This is a genomic window from Micromonospora sp. AKA38 (genome assembly GCF_027925725.1).
Lineage (GTDB): Bacteria > Actinomycetota > Actinomycetes > Mycobacteriales > Micromonosporaceae > Micromonospora.
The window spans coordinates 132,122-154,902 of sequence record NZ_BNEI01000003.1 but is presented as its reverse complement, the minus strand read 5'-3'; the positions used below and the strand labels follow the sequence as shown (position 1 = coordinate 154,902).

Here is a 22,781-nt window from a genome sequence, read left to right as displayed (position 1 = left end):
TGCCGGACCACGCCGACGGTGCGTTGTGCGTTGAGTCACCTGTGCCATCAAGTTCGTAGGCACTGGAAGCACTGACGGCGGGTGCGCGTGGCGCGCCGCGCCGACGACCGGACAGGCCGGACCGGGGTGCCGCGCACACGGTCCGCACCGGTACCGTGTGCACCCGTGACCCTCGCCCCGATGACTCCCCTGGCGGCCATGCCCAGCCCCAGCACCGCCGTCTGGCAGCTCGGTCCGGTTCCGATCCGGGCGTACGCGCTCTGCATCATTGCCGGCATCGTGGTGGCCTGCGTGGTCACCGAGTACCGACTGCGTCGCCGCGGCGTCGCACCGGGCGCCGTGCTCGACATCGCCGTCTGGGCGGTGCCGGCGGGCATCATCGGCGCCCGGCTCTACCACGTGATCACCTCCCCGGAGAAATACTTCGGCGCCGACGGCCAGCCGCTCAAGGCGTTCGCCATCTGGGAGGGCGGGCTCGGCATCTGGGGCGCGGTGGCCGGCGGCGCGGTCGGCGCCTGGCTCGCCGCCCGGCAGCTCGGCATCCCGCTCTCCGTGGTCGCCGACGCGCTGGCCCCCGGCATGCCCCTGGCGCAGGCCGTGGGCCGGCTGGGCAACTGGTTCAACAACGAGCTCTACGGCGGGCGGACCAGCCTGCCGTGGGGCCTCGAGGTGCACGTGATGGACCCGGACAATCCGGGTCGCGCGCTGCGCGACGACGCCGGCAACCCGGTCCTGCAACCCGGGCTCTACCATCCGACGTTCCTCTACGAGGCGCTCTGGAACGTCGGCGTCGCCGCGTTGGTGCTGGTGCTCGACCGCAGGCTGCGGTTGGGCCGGGGCCGGGCGTTCGCGCTCTACGTGATGGGCTACACGGCGGGCCGGTTCTGGATCGAGCTGATGCGCACCGACGAGGCCAACCACATCCTCGGCGTACGCCTCAACGTCTGGACGGCGGCGCTGGTCTTCCTCGGCGCGCTCGCCTACTTCGTCCGGGTCCGTGGCCCCCGGGAGTACCTCGTCCCGATCGGTGAGCCGACGGTACCGGCGACGCCGGCCGGCGACGTGTCCCAGGTCGACCTTGCCGCCCGCGAGCCCGCCGCGGCCACGGTGGCGCCGGAGGGCTACCGGGTGGTGACCGAGGACCAGTTCCGCGCGTACCGGGAGACCGGCGCGCTGCCCCCGACGGAGCCCACGGCGGCCGACGACGCCGACCGGGCCGACGACGCCGACCGGGCCGACGACGCCGACCGGGCCGACGACGCCGACCGGATCGACGACGCCGACCGGATCGACGCGGACGCCGGGCGGGCCGCCGACGCCGACCGGGCCGACGCGGACGCCGGGCGGGCGGACGGCGGCGGGCGACCGGCGGACCGGGACAGCTGAGCGGGGGAGTCATGCGCAGCGCGGTGGTGGTCGGCGCCGGCCTCGGCGGAATGGCGGTGGCCGGCGCGCTGGCCCGCTCCGGGTGGCAGGTCACGCTGCTGGAGCGGGCCGACCGGGTCCGACCGGAGGCGACCGCCGTGGTGCTCTGGCCGAACGGGGTACGCGCGCTGCGCGCGCTGGGCCTCGGCGCCGGGCTGGACGCGATCGCCACGCCGCTGCCCGACGGCGGGATCCGCCGCCCGGACGGGCAGTGGCTGGTGCAGCCCCGCCCCACCCCGGCCGAGCGGATGCCTGTGGTGGTGCACCGGGAGGACCTGCACGACGCGCTCATCGCCGGGTTGGGCGAGCGGGTGGAGCTGCGTACCGGCGTGACGGTGCGCAACGTGCGCGCGGTCGCCGGCGAACGGCCGGCGGTGGACGACGGCCGGCACACGTTCTCCGCCGACCTCGTGGTGGCCGCCGACGGCACGGACAGCGAGATCCGGCGGCAGCTCGCCCCGGAGACCGCCGTGGTGAGTTCCGGGTGTGCCGCCTGGCGCGCGGTCATCCCCTGGTACCGCGCCCCGCAGCTTCCCGACGACCAGCCGGTGCACGGCGAGACGCTTGGTGCCGGTTACCGGTTCGTGGCCGCCTCGCTCGGCGAGCGGGGCACCGCCGGGGCGTCGCGCCGGGGCGGCATCTACTGGGTGGCGACCGCCGCCGGCGCGCCCCGGCCCGAGCCGCCGGAGATCCAGCTCGCCCTGCTCAAGCGCTGGTTCGCGGGTTGGCCCGCGCCGATCGCCACGCTGCTGGAGGCCACCGACCCGGTCGACGTGGTGCAGCAGGAGGTCCGCGAGCTGCGGCCGTTGCCCCGGTCGTACGGTTTTCCGGTCGGCCCGGGCGGCGTGGTGCTGCTCGGTGACGCCGCGCACGCCATGCCGCCGCACCTCGGGCAGGGCGCCTGCCTGGCGTTCGAGGACGCGGCCACGCTCGCCGGGCTGCTGCGCGAGTCGCGGCTGCCGGACGCGGTGACCGCGTACGACCGGCTGCGCCGTCCCCGGGCGGCGACCATGGTCCGGCAGACCCGCCGGATGTCGGCCGTGTTGCAGACCCGGGGTCGGCTGGCGCTGCGCGCCCGGGACGCCGCGCTGGGCACGATCAGCCCGCGGCTGCGCAACACCGCCGCCGCGGCGGCCGCCGACTGGCAACCCCCGTCCTGACCGCCCCGGCGCGGGCTGCGCCAGGGCCGCCGGGGGTGCTCAGATGACCGCGGCCGGCTCGGCGATGCAGGCGGTGCCGACCCGGCGGAAGCCGACCCGCAGGTAGACCCGGGCGATGTCCTCGCTGCCCGCGCTCAGGAAGACCAGGTCGGTGCCGGCGGCGCGCAGCTCCCGGGCCAGCGTGGCGGTCACCGCGGCGCCCAGCCCGCGTCGTCGGGCGGACGGCAGGGTGGCCACCCCGGCGATCTCCGCCACGTCGCCGACCCGCATCGCCATGCCGCTGGCCAGCGGGCCCTCGGCCGGGGTGCCGGCGAGCACCGAGACGCGCCGGCCGTCGGCCACCCGGGCCGCCTCCTCGTCCAGCGCGTCGACGTCCAGCCGGGCGAGCGCGGCGTCCCGTTCGGCCGGCCCGGCGTCGCCCCGGGCGGTGCCGCCGTGGGCGAAGCCGACCGCCGCGACGGCCCGGCGCAGCGCGATGTCCGCCGCGAAGCCGGGGTCGTCGGGGTCCAGCACCCGCATCGGTACGTCGCTGAGCGTGCCCGGGTCGGGCAGCCGCTCCGCCTCCAGCAGCATGAGCGGCGCCTGCAGCACGGTCAGCCCCGCCGAGCGGGCCACCGCCAGCAGGCTCGGCTGGTGCTCGTGCACCCACTCGAACGCCTCCGGCAGGCCCAGTTCGCGCTGCCGTTCCCGGACCGCGGTCACCTCGGCGAGCGTGGCCGCCTCGGTGGCGCCCGGCCGGGGGCGGGCGTAGAACGGCCAACCGGCCCCGTCCCGGACGAACAGCACCAGGGTGTCGAACTCCTCCACCCGGGCCGCGTCCCGGGGCACCGCGTCGTAGAACCGCTCCAACCGGTCGAGCACGTCAGTACGCACGAGATCCACCGCGCGAGACTACACGTCCCAGCATCTGGAAGTGTGATCAATCTGAACTGGCCTTGCGCGGCACGCCCTAACGTAGACTCAATAAACCCCAGCGGGCCGACGTCGTCCCCTCCATGATCCATCCTGAGTGACGACAGGAGGCCCGGTGGCCTTTCCGTACCCTCTCAGCCCGCAACCGGCCCCGCCGACGACGGGGCTGTACGACCCCGCGTACGAGCATGACGCCTGCGGCGTGGCCTTCGTGGCCGACCTGCACGGGCGGCGTTCGCACCAGGTCGTCGCGAACGGCCTCGGGGCGCTCTGCCGGCTGGACCACCGGGGCGCCCGGGGCGCGGAGCACAACACCGGGGACGGCGCCGGCATCATGATCCAGGTGCCGGACGCGTTCCTGCGCGCGGCCGTCGACTTCCCGCTGCCCCCGCCCGGCCAGTACGCGACCGGCCTGGTCTTCCTGCCCGACGACGACGCCGCCGAGGCCCGCGCCCGCCGGGTGGTGGACAAGTACGCGCTGGTCGAGGGCGCCGACGTGCTCGGCTGGCGGGAGGTGCCGACCGACCCGTCCGGCCTGGGGGAGACCGCGCTCGCGGCGATGCCCCGGGTGCGGCAGCTCTTCGTCGCCGCGCACCGGCTGACCGACGCGCCCGCCGGCCCGGCCGGCTCGCCGCTGACCGGGCTCGACCTGGACCGGGTGGCGTTCTGCCTGCGCAAGCAGGTCGAGCGGGAGACCGCCGAGCGGGGTGTGCCCGCCTACTTCCCGTCGCTGTCCGGCCGCACCATGGTGTGGAAGGGCATGCTCACCCCCGACCAGCTCCCGGCGTTCTACCCGGAGCTGACCGACGAGCGCGTGGTCAGCGCCATCGCGCTTGTGCACTCGCGGTTCTCCACCAACACGTTCCCGTCCTGGCCGCTGGCGCACCCGTACCGCTTCATCGCGCACAACGGCGAGATCAACACGATCCGCGGCAACCGGAACTGGATGCAGGCAAGAGAGTCGATGCTCAGCGGCGGTTCCGCTGCCGCCGGCGGAGCCGGCGGGCACCTGTCTGGCAACATCCGCCGCGTCTTCCCGGTCTGCACCCCGGCGGCGTCCGACTCGGCCAACTTCGACGAGGTCCTGGAGCTGCTGCACCTGGCCGGGCGGAGCCTGCCGCACGCGGTGCTCATGATGATCCCGGAGGCGTGGGAGAACGACCCGGACATGCGCGCCGACAAGCGCGCGTTCTACCGCTTCCACGCCAGCCTGATGGAGCCGTGGGACGGCCCGGCCTCGGTCGCGTTCACCGACGGCGAGGTCGTCGGCGCGGTGCTGGACCGCAACGGCCTCCGTCCGGGCCGTTGGTGGCACACCAGCGACGGCCTGGTGGTGCTGGGCAGCGAGGCGGGTGTGCTCGACCTCGACCCGGCCACCGTGGTGGCGAAGGGCCGGCTCCAGCCGGGCCGGATGTTCCTGGTCGACACCGTCAACGGCCGGATCGTCTCCGACGACGAGATCAAGACCGAGCTGGCCGCCGCGCAGCCGTACCAGGAGTGGCTGCACGCCGGCCTGATCGAGCTGGACGACCTGCCCGCCCGCGAGCACACCGTCTACACCCACGACTCGGTCCGCCGCCGGCAGCAGACGTTCGGCTACACCGAGGAGGAGCTGAAGATCCTGCTCGGCCCGATGGCCCGCAGCGGCGCGGAGCCGCTCGGCTCGATGGGTACCGACACCCCGATCGCGCCGCTGTCCACCCGGCCGCGGCTGCTCTACGACTACTTCCACCAGCTCTTCGCCCAGGTCACCAACCCGCCGCTGGACGCCATCCGGGAGGAGCTGGTGACCAGCCTGGCGTCCACCATCGGGCCGGAGGGCAACCTGCTCGACCCGGGCCCGGCGAGCTGCCGGCAGATCGTGCTGCCCTACCCGGTGATCGACAACGACGAGCTGGCGAAGATCCTCTCCATCGACGAGGACGGCGACCTGCCCGGCTTCAAGGCGGTCCGGGTCTCCGGTCTCTACCGGATCCGCGACGGTGGCGCCGGCATCAAGGCCCGGCTGACCGAGATCTGCCGGCACGTCTCCGAGGCGATCGAGGACGGTGTGCGCATCCTGGTGCTCTCCGACCGGGACTCCAACGCCGACCTGGCCCCGATCCCGTCGCTGCTGCTCACCGCCGCGGTGCACCAGCACCTGGTGCGTGAGCAGACCCGCACCCAGGTGGCGCTGGTCGTCGAGTCCGGCGACTGCCGCGAGGTGCACCACGCGGCCGTGCTGATCGGGTACGGCGCGGCGGCGGTCAACCCGTACCTCGCGTTCGAGTCGGTGGAGGACATGATCTCCACGGGCATCCTGGCCGGGGTGGACCGGGTGAAGGCGGTCCGCAACTACGTCAAGGCGCTCGGCAAGGGCGTCCTGAAGATCATGTCCAAGATGGGCATCTCGACCGTGTCGTCGTACTGTGGCGCGCAGGTGTTCGAGGCGGTCGGCCTGGACACCCGCCTGGTCGACCGCTACTTCCGCGGCACGCCGAGCACCATCGGCGGCATCGGGCTGGCCGAGATCCACGCCGAGGTGGCCGCCCGGCACGCGCTCGCCTGGCCGGCGCCCGGCGTGCAGCCAACCGACCGGCTGGAGGTCGGCGGGGAGTACCAGTGGCGTCGCGAGGGCGAGCTGCACCTGTTCAACCCGGAGACGGTCTTCCTGCTCCAGCACGCCACCCGCAGCCGCCAGTACGACGTGTTCCGGCAGTACACCGCCAAGGTCGACGAGCTGGCCGCCAAGGCGGGCTCGCTGCGCGGGCTGTTCACGTTGCGCACCGGCGTCCGTCCGGCGGTGCCGCTGGACGAGGTCGAACCGGCCACCGAGATCGTCAAGCGCTTCGCCACCGGCGCCATGTCGTACGGGTCGATCTCGGCGGAGGCGCACGAGACGCTCGCGATCGCGATGAACCGCCTCGGCGGCAAGTCCAACACCGGCGAGGGCGGCGAGGACGTCGAGCGCCTGCACGACCCGGCGCGGCGTTCGGCGGTCAAGCAGATCGCCAGCGGCCGGTTCGGCGTGACGAGCGAATACCTGGTCAACGCGGACGACCTCCAGATCAAGATGGCGCAGGGCGCGAAGCCCGGCGAGGGCGGGCAGCTCCCCGGCAACAAGGTCTGGCCGTGGATCGCCCGGACCCGGCACGCCACCCCGGGCGTCGGCCTGATCTCCCCGCCGCCGCACCACGACATCTACTCCATCGAGGACCTGGCCCAGCTCGTCCACGACCTGAAGTGCGTCAACCCGGCCGCCCGGGTGCACGTCAAGCTGGTCAGCGAGGTCGGGGTGGGCACCGTGGCGGCCGGCGTGGCCAAGCTGAAGGCCGACGTCATCCTGATCTCCGGGCACGACGGCGGCACCGGCGCGTCCCCGCTCAACTCGCTCAAGCACGCCGGCACCCCGTGGGAGCTGGGCCTGGCCGAGGCGCAGCAGACGCTGCTGCTCAACAAGCTGCGCGACCGGGTCACCGTGCAGGTCGACGGCCAGCTCAAGACCGGCCGGGACGTGCTGGTCGCGGCGCTGCTCGGCGCCGAGGAGTTCGGCTTCGCCACCGCGCCGCTGATCGTCGAGGGCTGCGTGATGATGCGGGTCTGCCACCTGGACACGTGCCCGGTCGGCATCGCCACCCAGAACCCGGTGCTGCGCGAGCGGTTCACCGGCCGGCCGGAGTTCGTGGAGAACTTCTTCCTCTTCCTCGCCGAGGAGGTCCGCGGGTACCTGGCCGAGCTGGGCTTCCGCAGCATCGAGGAGGCGATCGGGCAGACCGAGCTGCTGGACGTGGTCGGCGCTATCGACCACTGGAAGGGCCACGGGCTCGACCTGAGTCGGGTCCTGCACCTGCCCGAGCTGCCCGAGGGCGCGGCCCGGCGCGGCGTCCGGCCGCAGGACCACGGCCTCGACGTGGCGCTGGACAACCGGCTCGTCGAGCTGGCCGGTCCGGCGCTGCGCGACGGCACGCCGGTCCGGGTCGAGGTCGAGGTGCGCAACGAGCACCGCAGCGTGGGCGCGATGCTCGGCGGCGAGGTGACCCGCCGGTTCGGCGGCGCCGGGTTGCCCGACGACACCGTCGAGTTCCTGCTGCGCGGCACCGCCGGCCAGTCGTTCGGCGCGTTCCTGCCGCGCGGCGTGACGCTGCGCCTGCACGGTGACGCCAACGACTACGTCGGCAAGGGCCTGTCCGGTGGGCGGATCGTGGTCCGGCCGGACGCCGCCGCGCCGTTCGTCGATCACGACGCCGAGCCCGGCCACCGCGCCGAGGACCAGATCATCGCCGGCAACACCATCCTGTACGGCGCCACCGGCGGCGAGGTGTTCCTGCGCGGTCGGGTCGGGGAGCGGTTCGCGGTGCGCAACTCCGGCGCGGTGGCCGTGGTCGAGGGCCTCGGCGACCACGGTTGCGAGTACATGACCGGCGGCACGGTGGTGGTGCTCGGGCCGACCGGGCGCAACTTCGCCGCCGGCATGTCCGGTGGCACCGCGTTCGTGCACCGGCTGGACCGGCGGCGGATCAACCCCGAGCTGGTCGACCTGTCGCCGCTGCGCGACGAGGAACGGGACCGCCTGCACGAGCTGGTCCAGCGGCACTTCGCCGAGACCGACTCGGCGGTGGCCGAGGCGCTGCTCAAGCGCTGGCCGGAGGCGGTGGAGGAGTTCACCGCCGTGGTGCCCCGGGACTACCGCCGGGTCATGGAGATCATGCGGGCCGCCGAAGCCGCCGGCCGCGACGTCGACGACGCGGTGATGAGTGCTCTCACCACACCTTCGACCGCGTCCGTGCCGCCCGCGCCGCGGGTGGTCGCCCAGGAGGTGGCCCGTGCCTGACCCGAACGGTTTCCTGCGCTACGACCGGCGGCTGCCCGCCCGCCGTCCGGTCCCGGTGCGGATCACGGACTGGCGGGAGGTCTACCCGCCGGCCGGCGAGGAGCTGATCCGCGAGCAGGCCACCCGGTGCATGGACTGCGGCATCCCGTTCTGCCACGACGGCTGCCCGCTGGGCAACCGCATCCCGGACTGGAACGACCTGGTCCGCACCGGCAACTGGGACGCCGCGGTGGAGTCGCTGCACGCCACCAACAACTTCCCCGAGTTCACCGGGCGGCTCTGCCCGGCGCCCTGCGAGGCGGCCTGCGTGCTCGGCCTGGGCGGCCAGCAGCCGGTCACCATCAAGCAGGTCGAGGTGGAGATCGCCGACGCGGCGGTGGCCCGGGGCGGGCTGCGTCCCCGGCCCGCGTCCGCGTCGACCGGCCGATCGGTGGCGGTGGTCGGCTCCGGCCCGGCCGGCCTCGCCGCCGCGCAGCAGCTCGCCCGCGCCGGCCACACGGTCACCGTGTACGAGCGCGACGACGCCGTCGGCGGCCTGCTCCGCTACGGCATCCCCGACTTCAAGCTGGAGAAGCAGCACGTCGACCGCCGGGTCGCCCAGCTCACCGCCGAGGGGGTGCGCTTCCGCACCGGCGTCGACGTCGGCGTCGACGTGACCGCCGAGCAGCTCCGCGCCGAGCACGACGCGGTGGTGCTGGCCTGCGGCGCGTTGCAGGGCCGGGACACCCTCCAGACGCCGGGGCGGGCGCTGCGCGGCGTACACCAGGCGATGTCGCACCTGGTGGCCGCGAACCGGGTGGTGGCGGCGGCCGGCGACGGGCGGCCCGCGCTCGCCACGCTGCCGGACGGCACGCCGATCGACGCGGCCGGCAAGCACGTGGTGATCATCGGCGGTGGCGACACCGCCGCCGACTGCCTCGGCGTGGCCCACCGGCAGGGCGCGGCCGGCGTCCACCAGCTCGACCTCTACCCGCAGCCGCCGACCGAACGCGACGGCGCGCGGGACCCGTGGCCGACCTGGCCGTGGCTGCTGCGTTCCTACCCGGCGCACGAGGAGGGCGGCGAGCGGGTCTTCGCGGTGGCGGTGCAGGAGTTCGTGGACGACGGCACCGGGCAGGTCCGGGCCGTGCGGATCGCCGAGGTGACCGTGGAGAAGGTCGACGGCCGGCGCATCGTCACGCCGCTGCCCGGCTCGGAGCGGGAGATCCCGGCCGACCTGGTGCTGCTGGCGATCGGCTTCGAGGGCACCGAGGAGCAGCCGCTGCTGGCCCAGTTCGGGGTGGCCCGCAACGCCCGGGGCGCGATCGACGCCCGCCCCGACTGGCAGGCCGCCGACGGTGTCTTCGTCGCCGGCGACATGCACCGGGGCGCGTCGCTGATCGTCTGGGCGATCGCCGAGGGGCGGGCCGCCGCCGCGGCCGTGCACGCGTACCTGGGCGGAGCGGGCGACCTGCCCGCCCCCGTCGACCCGGCCCGCCAGCCGCTCGCCACCCGGTAAGGAGGGGCCCCTTCCTAACGCCTGCGGTAGAGGCGGGGGACCCGCTTGACATCGGCCGGGCCCGCTCCCCAATGGGGAGCGGGCCCGGCCGGCCTGGTCAGCGGGCAAGCAGCTCGTGCGCCGACCGGATCTTCGTCCAGGAGGCCGGCTGCGCCGGCGCCGCCGAGGTGCGCGCGGTGGCGCCCAGCTCGGGTCGGCCGGCGGTGAACAGCCAGGTGGTGAACACCGCGTCCAGGTCCCGGCCGGAGATCCGCTCGGCGAGCGCCTGGAACTGCTCGATGGTGCCGTTGCCGTACTGCCGCTGGGCCGTCCAGGTGCGCAGGATCCGGAAGAACGCCGCGTCGCCGACGGCCAGCCGGATCTGGTGCAGCGCCATCGCCCCCCGGTCGTAGACCGCGTCGTCGAAGACCCGGCCGGCGCCCGGGTCGCCGGGCAGCACCTGCCAGAACTCCGAGTCGGCCGGGTAGCTGTCGTAGGTGAAGTCGAACAGCTCCTGCGCGGTGCCCTCGTCCTGCTCCTCGGACCAGAGCCACTCGGCGTACGAGGCGAAGCCCTCGTTCAGCCAGATGTTGCGCCAGGCCGCCACCGACACCGAGTCGCCGAACCACTGGTGCGCGTTCTCGTGCACCACCACGTACGGGTTGGCGCCCCGTCGCCAGAAGCCCGGCCCGTAGACCGGTCGGGTCTGCGTCTCCAGCGCGAAACCGATGCCGTCGACCGGGCCGGCCACGCCGCCCTGCGCCTCGAACGGGTACGGGCCGAACACCCCGCTCTCCCAGTCGACGATCTCGGCGGTGCGTTCGATGCTGGCCCGGGCGGCCGGCAGGCGCTCGCCCAGCGTGGTGCTGTACGCGTTCACCACCGGCTGCCCGTTCGGCGCGGTGTCGGTGACGATGTCGTACTGCCCGATGGCGAGGAACGCCTGGTAGGTGGCGCCGGGCTTGACGCTGCGCCAGCTCCACCGGGTGCGGTTGCCGGCCTCGGGCAGCGGGTCGCGCGGCTGCACGCCGTTGCTGACCACTTCGAGGCCGGTCGGCACCGAGACGGAGATGTCCCAGGTGGCCTTGTCCTTCGGGTGGTCGTTGCTCGGGTACCACCACCAGGCCGACTCGGGTTCGTTCACGGCGAGCGCGCCGTCGGCGGTGCGGGTCCAGCCGGTGTAGCCGTAGACGGTGGTCTCCGACGGGACGCCTGCGTACTTCACCACGACGGTGAGCTGCTGGCCCTTGGTCAGCGGGCGGGCCGGCGTGACGACCAGCTCGTGGTCGCCGGCGCGGGCGAACCCGGCGGTCCAGCCGTTGACCCGGACCGACTCGACGGCCAGCGCGAAGTCGAGGTTGAACCGGGACAGGTCCTTGGTGGCGGTGGCCAGGATCGTGGTGGTGCCGCTGAGCCGGTCGGTGGCCGGCTCGTAACGCAGCCGGATGTCGTAGTGGTCGACGTCGTAGCCGCCGTTGCCGTAGTCGGGGAAGTAGCTGTCGCCCAGCCCGGGACCGCCCGGCGTGGGGGTGGCCGCCGAGACGTGCGGGCGGCCCCATCCGGTCGGGGCGGCCTGGCCGGGGGCGCCGGTCACGGTGGTGACGGCGGTGGTGAGGGTCAGGGCGGCGATCGCCGCCGAGAGTGCGCGTGGCACGGGTGGGACTCCCTCCGTCGGGTGTACGCACCGCCAACCTAATCGACACATGTAAACGGATCTGCCCCGAGTCGGCGGCCAGGGCTATTCAAATAGTGTCGATGTTTCGATAGCATTACCGACTAGTAACAAGCACCGTCCCCTCGACCACGCGCGCGGTCAACGGGCTCCACCACCCCTGTCCCGTGGAGGTCCCCTCATGCCCCGTCGCGTCCGTACCGTCTTCGCCGCGGTCCTGGCGGCCGTCCTCGGCGCCGTGCTGCTGCCCGGCGCCGCCCGTGCCGCCACCGTCAACTACGTCGCACTCGGCGACTCCTACTCCTCCGGCGTCGGCGCCGGGCCGTACGACCTCTCCACCTGCCTGCGCAGCCAGAAGTCGTACGCCCCGCTCTGGGCCGCGGCGCACGCGGTCGAAAGCTTCCGCTTCCCGGCCTGCGGCGGCGCGGTCACCGCGGACGTGCTGAACAACCAGGTCGGTCAGCTCAGCACCGCCACCACACTGGTCACCATCACCATCGGCGGCAACGACGCCGGCTTCGCCGACGTGATGACCGGTTGCCGCTTCGGCAGCACGTCGAGCTGCGAGAGCGCGGTGGCCGGGGCCAAGGCGTTCGCCACCGCGACGCTGCCCGCCCGGCTGGACGCCACCTACGCGGCGATCCGGGACCGGGCCCCGAACGCCCGGCTGGTGGTGCTCGGCTACCCGCGGCTGTTCGAGACCGGCTCCTGCGGCCTGCTCGCCATGAGCAGCTACAAGCGCACCATCCTCAACCAGGCCGCCGACGTGCTCAACGGCGTCACGGCCGACCGGGCCGGCGCGGCCGGGGCCACGTTCGTCGACGCGCGGCCGTTCTTCACCGGGCACGGGGTGTGCGCCGCCGACCCGTGGATCCGCGACGTCAGCGGCGTGATCGAGGCGTACCACCCGAACGCCAACGGCTACCGCTACGGCTACCTCGCCGCCCTCACCGCCGCCATCGGCTGAGGTGTAAGGAGGGGCCCCCTGTTAACGCATTCCGCATAGCAGGGGCCCCCTCCTAACAACTCACCGGCCGCCGGGTCAGCGGCCCACCGGCGCCAGCCCGCCGACCGCCTGCGGCAGCGCGGTCGCGGGGGCGGGGGCGTCGGGCGTCACCTGCGGCGGCGCGACCTCCGGCGTCGGCCCGGTGTGCCGCCGGGGCTGGGCGCGGCGGCCGGAGGGCACGGCGAGCGCGGCCAGCGCGGCGGCGAGGGAGATGCCGGTGAGCAGCAGGAAGCCGGCGGTGAAACCGGCCTCCCGGGGCAGCCCGCTCGGCTGCGGGTTGGCGGTGATCACGGTGCTGGCCAGCGCCGCGCCGATCGCGCCGCCGATGGTACGGATGTTGGCGTTCATGCCGGTCGCCGCGCCGGTCTGCGAGGCCGGCACGTTCCCCACGATCAGGTTGGCCATCGAGGCGAACGCCAGCCCGATGCCGAGCCCGACCAGCCCGCCGGCGAGGCCGACCTGCCAGCGGGTGTCGTGCGCGGCGGTGAGCATCGCGGCGGCGGCCACGTTGAACACCGCGCCGGTGCCCAGTTGCGCCTTGGCGCTGAACCGGGACTCCAGCCGTCCGGCCAGCAGGCCGGCGGCGAACATGCCGACCAGCATGGGCAGCATGAGCAGCCCGGCCTGGGTGATGCTGGCGCCGAAGCCGTAGCCGGCGCTGGTCGGAATCTGCGCGAACTGCGGCAGGAAGGCGTAGACGGCGAACATCGAGGCGCCGTAGAGCAGCGCCACCAGGTTGGTGGTCCAGACCGCCGGCAGCCGCATCATCCGCAGGTCGATCAGCGGGTTCGCGGCCCGGGCCTCGACCGCCAGCCAGACGGCCAGCAGCACCGCGGCCACGATCAGCAGACCGGTCACCCGGCCGGAGGCCCAGCCCCAGGCGGCGCCCTTGCTGACCGGCAGCAGCAGCGCCACCAGCCAGCCGGAGAGCAGGACGGCGCTGAGCCAGTTGATCCGCCCCGGGGTGCGGACCGGCGAGCGGGGCACGAACCGGTGCGCGGCCAGCGCGGTCAGGCCGACCACGACCAGCGGGATCCAGAACAGCCAGCGGTAGCCCAGCGTGGCCACGATCGGCCCGGCGAGCACGACGCCCAGGCCGCCGCCGACGGCCACCACCGCCGAGATCGACGCGACCGCCGAGCTGACCCGGGCGGCGGGGAACTCGTCGCGGATGATGCCGAACGACAGCGGGAAGACGGCGCCGCCGATGCCCTGGACCACCCGGGCGGCGATCAGCACGCCGATGTTCGGCGCGACGGCTGCCACCAGGCAGCCCAGCGCGAGCGCGGCGAGCGAGACGACGAGCATCCGCTCCTTGCCGACCATGTCGCCGACCCGGCCGAGGATCGGCGTGAAGATCGACGCGGAGAGCAGGTAGGCGGTCAGCACCCAGGTCACCGTGTTCGGCGAGGTGTGCAGGTCGTGCTGGATGGTGGGCAGCACCGGGGTGATCAGCGACTGGAGCATCGCGAAGAAGCCGGTGCCGGCCGCGAGGACGAGGAACGTCATCCGGCGCGAGCCGCGCCGGAAGGTGTCGATCATGTGGGAGAACTCCCGTTCGGTACGAGTCGGTGGCCGCTCGCGCGGTGGGCGGCGATGGCGGCGCGTCGGGCCGGGGCCCGCCGGAGTACGCTATCCGGAGGGGTGCCTCCACCAACGTAATGGAGGGGTGCCTCCGTTTGCAAGACGGAAGGAGTGACAGGCGTCATGTCCAGCGCCGACCAGTCGACCGAGGTCTTCGCGCGCCGCCCCAAGCGGGCCGACGCCCGGCGCAACTACGACGCACTGATCGCCGCCGCCCGCGACGTGTTCGGCGAGTGCGGCGCCGGCGCGTCGCTGGAGCAGATCGCCCGCCGCGCCGGCGTCGGCATCGGCACGCTCTACCGCAACTTCCCGCAGCGGCGTGACCTGTTCGAGGCGGTCTACGTCGAGGAGGTGCGCGCGCTCAGCGCCTCCGCCGCCGACCTGGCCGACCTGGACCCGTGGGACGCCCTGGTCGGTTGGCTGCACCGGTTCGTCGCCTACGTCGGCGCGAAGCGGGCGCTGGCCGAGGAGTTGGTGCACGACTCCGACGTGTTCCGGAGCTGCCGCACCGAGATCTACGCGGCCGGTGAGCCGCTGCTGCGCCGCGCCCAGGCCGCCGGGGCGGCCCGCCCCGACGCCGACTTCGACGACGTGGTGCGCCTGATCAGCGGCCTCGCCGCGTACCAGTTCCCGGACCCGGCACAGCGCGACCGCGTGCTGGCCATCGCCCTGGACGGCCTGCGCCCGCCGACCAGGTGAGTCGCTCCCCGGAGTGCCCGCGCGGTCAAGCGGGGCGCGTTCCTATGCGTGAGGCGTTAACAGGGGGCCCCTCCTTGCATCCCTGGGCGGTTGCGTGGCGAGTCGACAATGGTGAGACACTCGCCGTCACCTGGAGGTGACCATGCGCGAACCGGTGACCCGGCCGCGGCCTGCCCGCGAGCAGCTTCCGGCCGGCGGTCTGGAGCTGCTCACCCTGCTGGCCCGGCTGCTGCGCCGACCGCGTCGCGGGGACCGTCGGCTCCCGCTGCTCTGGCTGCTCCGGCCGGCCGACGACGGCGCGGTAGCCGGCCTGCTGCGCCGCTTCGCCGGCCGGGGCGCCGGGCGCCGGGTGCCGCACGCGGTGCTGGACCTGACCGACCGGCCGCCCACCGACGACGTCGCGACCGCGTTGCGCGAGCTGCACCGGCAGCTCTCGCTGGAGGCGTTCGGCGCGCCCCGGCTGCGGTTCCGGCACTATCCGCTCGCCGACTGGCTGATGCACCAGACGCTCGCGGTCGACGTGGACGCCGCGGACAGCGGCCGGGCCTCGCTGGTGCGCCGGCTGCGCGACTGGCGGGGGCGACGCGTCGGCGTCGGCGAGGACCCGCAGGTGGGCGGCGGCTCCGGGCTCGGCACCGCGCTCCAGGTGTTGCTCTGGCTGCTGCGCCGGGCGGTACCCAGCGTGGTGTTCCGGATCGCGGTCTCCGGCCGGGTGCCCCTGGTCGGCCGGCAGTACCGCTGGTTCATGCGCCAGCAGTATCTCGCGCCCCGGCAGTCGGTGACGTTCCTCGGCTTCGCCGAGCGGCTCACCGCCGGCTGGCGCGACGGCGAACACCCCGCCCAGGTGGAGAAGCTGCTGCTGCACGCGTTCCTGGAGGACCTGCGGCTGGCCTACCGGCGGCGGTTCTGGCGACCGGACACGGTGCGGGCGTCCCGGTCCGGCACCTGCACCCAGTCGACCTGGTAGCGGGTGCCCGGCGTGGTGGCCTCGGACAGGTCGGCCACGTGCCCGTCGCCGCGCCGGCAACGCATCGCCTCCAGGGTGCCGGCGGTGGCGCCGTCCGGCCGCTGGGCGAGCGCCCGCAGCGCGCCCTTGCCGGCCCGGAAGCCGGGCGGCGGCGTCCACCGGAAGTAGAGCCCGTTCGGGCCGCTGGCGTCCTCGGTCAGGTAGATCGAGTGGGTGTACGGGTCGACCGCCACCGCCTCGTGGGAGTAGCGGCCGAGGAACGTCAGCGCCACCGGGTCCGTGTTGGCGGACCGGTCGTGCGGGTCGACCTCGAAGACGTACCCGTGGTCCTTGAGGAACTGACCGCCGGCCCGCTGCTCGGTCTCCTCGCAGGTCAGCCACGTGCCCCACGGCGTGATGCCGCCGGCGCAGTTGTTGTGCGTGCCGGCCACGCTGACGTATTCGCGCAGCCGCCGGCCGTGCTTGTCCACCTCGATGGTGGTGGTGCCGCCGCGTGCGCCCGGGTCGTAGGTGAGGCCGGGCAGCGCCGGCACCGGGTAGGGCTCGCTGCCGCCGATCTCGTGGTTGTTGACCAGCACCGAGCCGCGCGGGCCGCGGAAGCAGCCGGTGCCGTCGGCGTCGCTCGGGGTCGGCTGCCCCGATTCCAGCAGCGTCGCGCCGGCCTGGGCGACGACGGTGTACGAGAAGCCGGGCGGCAGCGCCAGCAGGCCGGCCGGGTCCGGCACCAGGTCGCCGTAGCCGACCGCGGGCCGGCACGCGGCGCGGGCCGCCGCCGGCCCGGCGATGGCGTCCAGGTTGCCGGCCACCACGATGCCGAGGCCGCCGGCCGCGCCGCCCAGCAGCGACCGCCGGGAGAGGGGTGAGTTGGAGGTCACGTCGTCGCCTTCCTGTGCAGTCGAGGTTGCACTGGCAGGCAAGTCGGGCCGCGGGAACGGCGGGCGGCGGGACTGTCGGCGGTGGGGTGAACAGTGGACGAATCCCGGGTGCCGAGCGCCCCGTGCTCCGATGGCGGGCGTCCGTTAGGGTTCCCTCGATCGCAGACGGCGTCGGAGGGCGGACGGTGAACAGGTTCGCGGCGGCGTACCGGCAGGCGGTCGAGCGGCACCGGGCGGCGCGGCGCCACTGGGCCGCCGCCGGGCGGCTGCTGGGGGCGGCCGGGCCGGCCCCGGTCGGCAGCCCCGAGCTGGTCGCCCGACTGGCCCGCCTGGGTGGGGAGCTGGCCGCCGCGGTGCCCGGCACCGCCCGCGTCGCGACCCACCCCGTGCCGGTACGCCTCGGCGAGGCGACCACCGTCGACGGCGTGTTCCCGGTGCTGGTGCCGGTGGGGGCGGGCGCCCACCTGGCGGTCGACGTGGACGCCCGGGACCCGCGCGTCGGCGAGCTGCTGCGCGCCGTGGTGGTCCGGCTGCTCACCGCCGCCCCGGCCGGCGCGGTCCGGGTGGCCGGCATCGACCAGGCCGCGTTCGGGGCGGCGTTCCTGCCGCTGCGCCCGCTGCACGACGCCGGGGTGCTCGGCGCGGCGGCGACCACCGAGGCGGAGACTGCCGCGTTGCTGGACGCCGCGGAACGACACGCGCGTACCGCCCAACGGGCCGACCCGGAGGACCGGGAGCTGCTCGTGGTGGTCGCCGCGTCGACGCTGCCGGCCCGGGAGCTGGCCCGGCTGGCCGCGCTCACCCACGCCGGCCCGGCCGCGGCGGTCTGCGTGCTGCTGGCCGGCTACGCCTCGGCCGGTCCGGGCGCGTCCGTGCCGCCGCTGGGGGCCACCACCCAGCTCCGGGTCACCGAGCGCTACACGCTCGTCGGTGACCCGCCGGGCCGCCCGTTCAGCGTCGACGGCAGCGGGCTGGCCGCGCCGGTGGTGCTCGACAACGACCCGTCGCACGCGGTGGTGACCGCGTTGGCCCGCCGGCTCGCCGAGGCCGCCGACGACAGCTCCGCCGTCACGTTCGCCGACCTGCTCCCGGCGCGGCGGTGGACCGAGTCGGCCGGCGCCGGCCTGCGCACGGTGCTCGGCCGCGCCGGGAGGAAGCCGCTGACCGTCGCGTTCGACGACGCCACGCCGCACTGGCTGGTCGGTGGGCGTACCGGCGCCGGCAAGACGGTGCTGCTGCTCGACGTGCTCTACGGGCTGGCCGCCCGCTACTCCCCGGCCGAGCTGCGGCTGATGCTGCTCGACTTCAAGGAGGGTGTCAGCTTCACCGAGTTCGTGCCGACGCCGCGCGACCCGTCCTGGCTGCCGCACGCCCGCGCGGTCGGCATCGAGTCCGACCGGGAGTACGGCGTGGCCGTGCTCCGGGAGCTGCGCGCCGAGCTGACCCGGCGCGCCGAGCTGCTGAAGCGGCACGGTGTCAGTCGCCTCGCCGACCTGCCGCCGAACGCCCGCCCGCCCCGGATCGTCACCGTCGTGGACGAGTTCCACGTGCTGTTCGCCGGCAACGACGCGTTGGCCCGGCAGGCCGTCGACCTGATCGAGGAGCTGGCCCGCAAGGGCCGCTCGTACGGCCTGCACCTGGTGCTGGCCAGCCAGAGCACCACCGGCATCGAGGCCCTGTACGGCCGGGCCGAGGCCATTTTCGGCCAGTTCCCGCTGCGCATCGCGTTGCCCGGTGGGGACGCTGTGCTGGACCCGCGCAACGACGCCGCGCGGGGGCTCACGGTCGGCGCCGCCGTGGTGAACACCGCCGCCGGCGCGCCCGGTGCGGACACCGAGGTGGACTTCCCGGACGCGCACGCCGCCGCGGCCGACCTCGCGGCGCTGCGCCACGAGCTGCACGCGGCCCGCCCGGAGGGCGCCCCGCCGCCGGCGGTGTTCCGCGGCCACGAGACGCCCCGGCTCACCGACGATCCGGCGTGGGCGGCGCTGACACCCGGCGCCGACCCGCCGTACGCGCTCCTCGGCCGCGTGGTGGATGTCGCCGGCAGCCCGGCCGGCTTCGCGCTCGACGCGAGCCCGGGCCGGCACCTGGCCGTGGTGGGCACCGCCGCGACCGGCGCGGAGGTGCTCCGCTCGGCTGTCCTGGCGCTGGCCCGGCAGCACGCGCCGGGCACCGCCCGGTTCCTGTTCGCGCCGTTGGCGCCGGGCACCACCGACCTCGCCGACGACCTGGCGATGACGCTGGCCGCCGCCGGTCACCCGGTCCGCCGGCTGGACGCCGACGCGCTGCGCGCGCTCCTCGCCGAGTTGGCCGGCGACGCCTCCGGGCCGGCGCGCACCTACCTGACGGTGTTCGGGATGGACGCCGCCGCCGGCACGCTGGCCGCCACCGACCCGGGCACGTTCCGCTCCGGGCACGACGACCTGCGCGCGGTGCTGCGGCACGGTCCGGCGCGCGGCGTGCACGTGCTCGGCTGGTGGCGGGGGCTGCGCCGGCTCGCCGACGACCTCGGCGGCAGCGGGCACCGCGACGACGTGACCGGGCTTGTCGCGTTGAACGTGCCGGCCGCCGACCTCGGTCTGCACCTCGGCGTGCACGACCTCGCCTACCAGCCGCGCGACGGCCGCGCTCTGCTGGTCGACCGGCACGAGCACCGGACCGCCCTGATCGTGCCGTTCGCCCCCGAGAGCGACAACCCATGAGTGGATTCGACGAGTACGCGGCCCTGATCCGGGAGCTGTCCACCCGGCAGCGGGGCGGGGAGCGGGCCATCGCCGCCGAGGCGGAGCGCCGGCGTGGCCTCCAGTCCGGAGTGGACGAGGTCGGGCGGCGGCTGGCCGCGCAGGGGGAGCGCCTGGACCGGCTCGGGCAGGCGGTCGGCGTACCGATGGGGTCGGTTCCGGACGCGGCCGGTGACCCCGCCGGGCCGGGGAGCGTGCCGCCCGGCGATCCGGCGGCGGAGCTGGCGGCGGCCGGGCGGCTGGCCGACGAGGCGGACCGGCTCGGGCAGGAGGCGGAGGCGTTGGCGCGGCGGCCGGTGCTGCTGCCCACCTGGTCCGCGCCGGCTCGGGCGGTCGCGGTGTACGCCGGGTGCGCGCTTGCCGGCTCGGTGCTCATGCTGATCGCGCTGCTCGGCTCGCCGTTGCCGGTGTCCGGGATGGACCTGGTGGCGGCGCTGTCCTGCGCCGGCGTCCCGTTGCTGTCGTTCGTGGCCGGTCAGGTCGTGCTGGCCCGCTGGGGCCGCCCCGCGCTGCCCGACCCCGAGACCCCGGCCGGCCGGTACGTGCCGATGGGCTTCGTGATCTGCGCCCTGGTCTCCCCGTCCCTGTTCTGCCTCTACCTGATCCTCTTCCGCCTCCTCCGCTGACCCGCCCGGCCCGGCCTGGCCCGCGATCTTGCAGTTGCGGCCCGGGTGATGCGGCTTGTGCGGCTTTTGTCGGGGCGGCAAGTGCAAGATCGCGGAGGTGGGTGGGGCGGTAGGGTTGGTGGGACGGGTGGGGTGGGGAGGGGAGGGCTTGTGAGTGCGGCGGAAGTGATTGCCAGGCTGGCGGCGGCGGCACGGAAGCTGGACGAGGCGAAGGCCCGTACGGCCGCTGCCGCGCAGGACGCGGCCGAGGCGCGGGCGCTGGTGGCCGGCGCGCTCGAAGGCGCGACGGCCGGGCCGCTGATCGGGGTGATCGACGCCTACCGGCAGGCGCTCGCCCAGGCCGCGCAGGGCGGCGAGCCGGCCCGCCAGCACGTCCAGGAGACCATCGCGAAGGTCCAGGCGCTGGGAAACTGACCGGCCGGGGCGGGCGTCACGGGTCGGTCAGCAGCAGCCAGTCGTCGTCGCGGCGGGTGACGGCGGTGTCGGGCGGCCAGACGTGGCTGACCGAGGTCGAGGCGCGGGCCTGGTCGACCAGTGCCCGGCGGGCCAGTGTCGCGCCCTCGAAGCGGGCCCGCCCGTGGAACACGGCCCGGCCGAAGTTGGCCGCGCCCTCGAAACGGGCCCCCTCGAACCACGCCTCCGCGCCGAACTCGGTCCAGCGGAACAACGCCATGTCGGCGAAGCGCGCCCGGTGGAAGCCGGCGTACCCGACGAATGTGGTGTGCTCCATGGACACCCCGCCGAGGAAGACCGTTTCCCGGAAGCTGGCGCTGTCGGTGAACCTGGCCCGGTCGAAGCTGATCGGCTGCCGCACCGTGGCGTCCCGGAACGAGACCGGTCCGAGGCTCGCGCCCCGGCAGGACAGCTCGCCGCCGAGGTCGGCCCGGTCGAAGCTCACCCGACCGGTGAGGCGGGCGTCGTCGAGGACGATCTCGGCGTCGCCGGTGAGGTCGTCGAGGACGACGTCGGCGAACTCGGCGGTCAGCCGCAGCCGGCCGTGGGTGACCGCGCCGGCGAAGCTGGTGGTGCCGGTGCAGACCGCGCCGGTGAGGTCGAGGTCCACGAGCGTGCAGCCGGCGGCGTCGAAGTTGTCCAGCCGGGCGCCGGTCAGGTCCAGCGCGATGCCCGGCCACCAGCCGTCCTGGTCCGCGCGCAGGTGCCGGGTCAGCATCCGTTGCGCGGTGCGCCGCACCTCGGTCTCGCGCCTGTCGTCGGGCGCCGGCATCCGCAGGTACGCGCAGATCACCGCCACGGTTGTCGGGCGCTGCGCCGGGTTGTCCTGACCGAGCCGTTCCAGGGCGTGCAGGCCGCCGAGGCGGACCGCCGGGTGGTCGCTGCCGATCAGCTCGATGGCCCGGACGTACAGCTCGGTGAGCCGCCGTTCGGCGGCGTCGTGCTCGGCGGCGGCGGCCTGCCGGTCCTGGTGGCGGGCGGCGGTCTCGGCGACCACTTCGGCGTGCGCCTGCACCCGGTCGCGGTGCGTCTGGTCGCGGGCGGCGACCGCCTCCTGGTGCCGCTGGCCGCGTTCGCTGATCCACTGTCGACGGGCGGCGAACAGCAGCGCCACCCCGCCGCCGGTGCCGGCGACCACGGTGAGGCCGGTGCGGATGGCGTCGACGCGCAGCGTGGCCCGGGTGTCGGGTTGGCCGGCCCGGTCGGCCTCGGCGAGCAGCCAGTCCAGCACCAGCCAGCCGAGCAGCACGGCCAGCAACAGCCCGAGCAGCGCCGACCACCAGGGCATCACCCGCAGTGGCTTCTCCGGTGGCGGTGGTGGGGTGGGCACGGCGCCCAGCATGCCATCGCGGCCCCGGTCGGTGGGGGGCGCCGGCCCTGTCCCGAATGCCGGTTCGTGCGCCAGGTGGAACAACTGGTTACCGGCGCGTAACTTTTCATTGACGTGTGTGAAATCAGACACGCATCATCGTTCCCACGATCGATCGGACCCCACCCGCCCCGCCCGGTTCCCGCCGGGTGCCCCTCCCATCGGAGGTGCAGCCCATGCTGCTCCGAACGATCCTGGCCGCCACCGTCACCGCCACCGCGCTGCTCGTCCCGGCCACCGCCGCCCACGCCGCCGCGCCACCCGCCGCGCCGAGCCCGGCCACCGAAGCCGCCGCCGCTCCAGCCAGCACGGTCACCGCCGCCGAGCGGGCCGCCGCCGCGGCGGCCGACCCGGTGATCGTGGTCGGCGGCCTGATCGGCGTCTCCATCGCGTACGAGCCGATCGCCGCCCGGCTGCGCGCCGACGGCTACCGGGTCTCCATCTACCAGCTACCGAACCTCGGCTTCGGCGACATCCGCGAGTCCGCCCGGGCCCTGTCGTCCTACGTGGACCAGGTCCGCGCCGCCACCGGCGCGAGCCGGGTGGACCTGGTCACCCACTCCGAGGGCGGGCTGGTGAGCCGCTGGTACGTGAAGTTCCTCGGCGGCGCCGCCGCGGTCGACCAGTACGTCAGCCTCGGCAGCCCGCAGTACGGCACGTACGTCGCCAACATCCTCGCCGTCGTCGGCCTGGGCAGTTGCGCCGGCATCGTGGCCTGCCAGCAGATGACCATCGGGTCGAGCTTCCTGGCCGACCTCAACGCCGGCGACGACACCCCGGGACCGGTCCGCTGGACCACGCTGCGCACCTGGCAGGACGAGCTGGTGCGTCCGGTCGACAACGCGGTGGTCGCCGACGGCGCGACGAACGTGCTGGTGCAGGCGTGGTGCCCGCTGCGGGTGGTCGGCCACCTCGGTCTGGTGCTCGACGGCACCACCTACACGGCGGTGCGGCAGGCGTTGGCCGGCGTCGCGATCCGGCCCAACTGTTTCGCGGTCTGAG

General features: G+C 74.7%; 16 protein-coding genes. 11 read left to right on the top strand and 5 right to left on the bottom strand.

The features are described from left to right. Window positions 1-165: 165 nt before the first annotated feature. Together lgt and TPA0908_RS09060 are read left to right on the top strand one after the other, a co-directional pair. The gene (gene lgt / locus TPA0908_RS09065) at window positions 166-1,386 is read left to right on the top strand and encodes a prolipoprotein diacylglyceryl transferase (RefSeq protein ID WP_281936513.1); all 1,221 of its coding nucleotides are present in this window, start codon (window positions 166-168) and stop codon (window positions 1,384-1,386) included. An 11-nt stretch (window positions 1,387-1,397) separates the two neighbouring features. Beyond that, on the top strand, window positions 1,398-2,585 hold the full coding sequence (locus tag TPA0908_RS09060; RefSeq protein ID WP_281936511.1) for an FAD-dependent oxidoreductase: 1,188 nt from the start codon (window positions 1,398-1,400) through the stop codon (window positions 2,583-2,585). A 39-nt stretch (window positions 2,586-2,624) separates the two neighbouring features. Here the strand turns inward: TPA0908_RS09060 and TPA0908_RS09055 are convergent, their stop codons facing one another. Further along, the gene (locus TPA0908_RS09055; RefSeq protein WP_281936509.1) at window positions 2,625-3,467 is read right to left on the bottom strand and encodes a GNAT family N-acetyltransferase; all 843 of its coding nucleotides are present in this window, start codon (window positions 3,465-3,467) and stop codon (window positions 2,625-2,627) included. A gap of 145 nt (window positions 3,468-3,612) precedes the next feature. Between TPA0908_RS09055 and gltB the strand changes: the two genes are divergently transcribed. Continuing rightward, window positions 3,613-8,307, top strand: a complete 4,695-nt coding sequence (gene gltB / locus TPA0908_RS09050) for a glutamate synthase large subunit (protein WP_281936507.1) — start codon at window positions 3,613-3,615, stop codon at window positions 8,305-8,307. Beyond that, entirely contained in the window at window positions 8,300-9,805 is a 1,506-nt protein-coding gene (locus TPA0908_RS09045; protein WP_281936505.1) for a glutamate synthase subunit beta, read from the top strand. Before gltB ends, TPA0908_RS09045 begins: the two co-directional genes overlap by 8 nt. A 97-nt stretch (window positions 9,806-9,902) precedes the next feature. Here the strand turns inward: TPA0908_RS09045 and TPA0908_RS09040 are convergent, their stop codons facing one another. After that, window positions 9,903-11,489 (bottom strand): M1 family metallopeptidase, encoded by a 1,587-nt coding sequence (locus TPA0908_RS09040; RefSeq protein ID WP_374709191.1) that lies wholly within the window; start codon window positions 11,487-11,489, stop codon window positions 9,903-9,905. Window positions 11,490-11,637: 148 nt separating this feature from the next. On the opposite strand from TPA0908_RS09040, the gene TPA0908_RS09035 reads away from it, so the two are divergent. After that, window positions 11,638-12,423 carry an SGNH/GDSL hydrolase family protein gene (locus tag TPA0908_RS09035; RefSeq protein WP_281936502.1) on the top strand — a complete coding sequence of 262 codons (786 nt, stop codon included), beginning with the start codon at window positions 11,638-11,640 and terminating at the stop codon, window positions 12,421-12,423. A gap of 75 nt (window positions 12,424-12,498) precedes the next feature. Here TPA0908_RS09035 and TPA0908_RS09030 read toward each other — a convergent pair whose 3' ends face one another. After that, entirely contained in the window at window positions 12,499-14,004 is a 1,506-nt protein-coding gene (locus TPA0908_RS09030) for an MFS transporter (protein ID WP_281936501.1), read from the bottom strand. A gap of 165 nt (window positions 14,005-14,169) precedes the next feature. Between TPA0908_RS09030 and TPA0908_RS09025 the strand changes: the two genes are divergently transcribed. Beyond that, window positions 14,170-14,745, top strand: a complete 576-nt coding sequence (locus TPA0908_RS09025) for a TetR/AcrR family transcriptional regulator (RefSeq protein ID WP_281936500.1) — start codon at window positions 14,170-14,172, stop codon at window positions 14,743-14,745. 142 nt (window positions 14,746-14,887) lie between these two features. Beyond that, window positions 14,888-15,712, top strand: a complete 825-nt coding sequence (locus tag TPA0908_RS09020) for a hypothetical protein (protein WP_281936498.1) — start codon at window positions 14,888-14,890, stop codon at window positions 15,710-15,712. Here TPA0908_RS09020 and TPA0908_RS09015 read toward each other — a convergent pair. Further along, the gene (locus TPA0908_RS09015) at window positions 15,637-16,587 is read right to left on the bottom strand and encodes an alkaline phosphatase PhoX (RefSeq protein WP_281936496.1); all 951 of its coding nucleotides are present in this window, start codon (window positions 16,585-16,587) and stop codon (window positions 15,637-15,639) included. The genes TPA0908_RS09020 and TPA0908_RS09015 overlap by 76 nt on opposite strands. 185 nt (window positions 16,588-16,772) lie before the next feature. On the opposite strand from TPA0908_RS09015, the gene TPA0908_RS09010 reads away from it, so the two are divergent. The 3 genes from TPA0908_RS09010 (at window position 16,773) to TPA0908_RS09000 (ending at window position 20,371) form a co-directional block, all read left to right on the top strand. After that, on the top strand, window positions 16,773-19,292 hold the full coding sequence (locus TPA0908_RS09010; protein WP_281936494.1) for an FtsK/SpoIIIE domain-containing protein: 2,520 nt from the start codon (window positions 16,773-16,775) through the stop codon (window positions 19,290-19,292). Then, window positions 19,289-19,957, top strand: coding sequence for a hypothetical protein (locus TPA0908_RS09005; protein WP_281936492.1), 669 nt, complete (start codon window positions 19,289-19,291; stop codon window positions 19,955-19,957). Before TPA0908_RS09010 ends, TPA0908_RS09005 begins: the two co-directional genes overlap by 4 nt. Before the next feature lie 150 nt (window positions 19,958-20,107). Further along, window positions 20,108-20,371 carry a DUF6244 family protein gene (locus TPA0908_RS09000; RefSeq protein ID WP_107157547.1) on the top strand — a complete coding sequence of 88 codons (264 nt, stop codon included), beginning with the start codon at window positions 20,108-20,110 and terminating at the stop codon, window positions 20,369-20,371. Window positions 20,372-20,387: 16 nt separating this feature from the next. Here the strand turns inward: TPA0908_RS09000 and TPA0908_RS08995 are convergent, their stop codons facing one another. Continuing rightward, a complete protein-coding gene (locus tag TPA0908_RS08995; protein WP_281936490.1) occupies window positions 20,388-21,740 on the bottom strand; it encodes a pentapeptide repeat-containing protein in 1,353 nt (450 codons plus the stop codon). Between the two features lie 215 nt (window positions 21,741-21,955). On the opposite strand from TPA0908_RS08995, the gene TPA0908_RS08990 reads away from it, so the two are divergent. Continuing rightward, a complete protein-coding gene (locus tag TPA0908_RS08990) occupies window positions 21,956-22,780 on the top strand; it encodes a lipase family alpha/beta hydrolase (RefSeq protein ID WP_281936487.1) in 825 nt (274 codons plus the stop codon). Window position 22,781 lies beyond the last annotated feature (1 nt).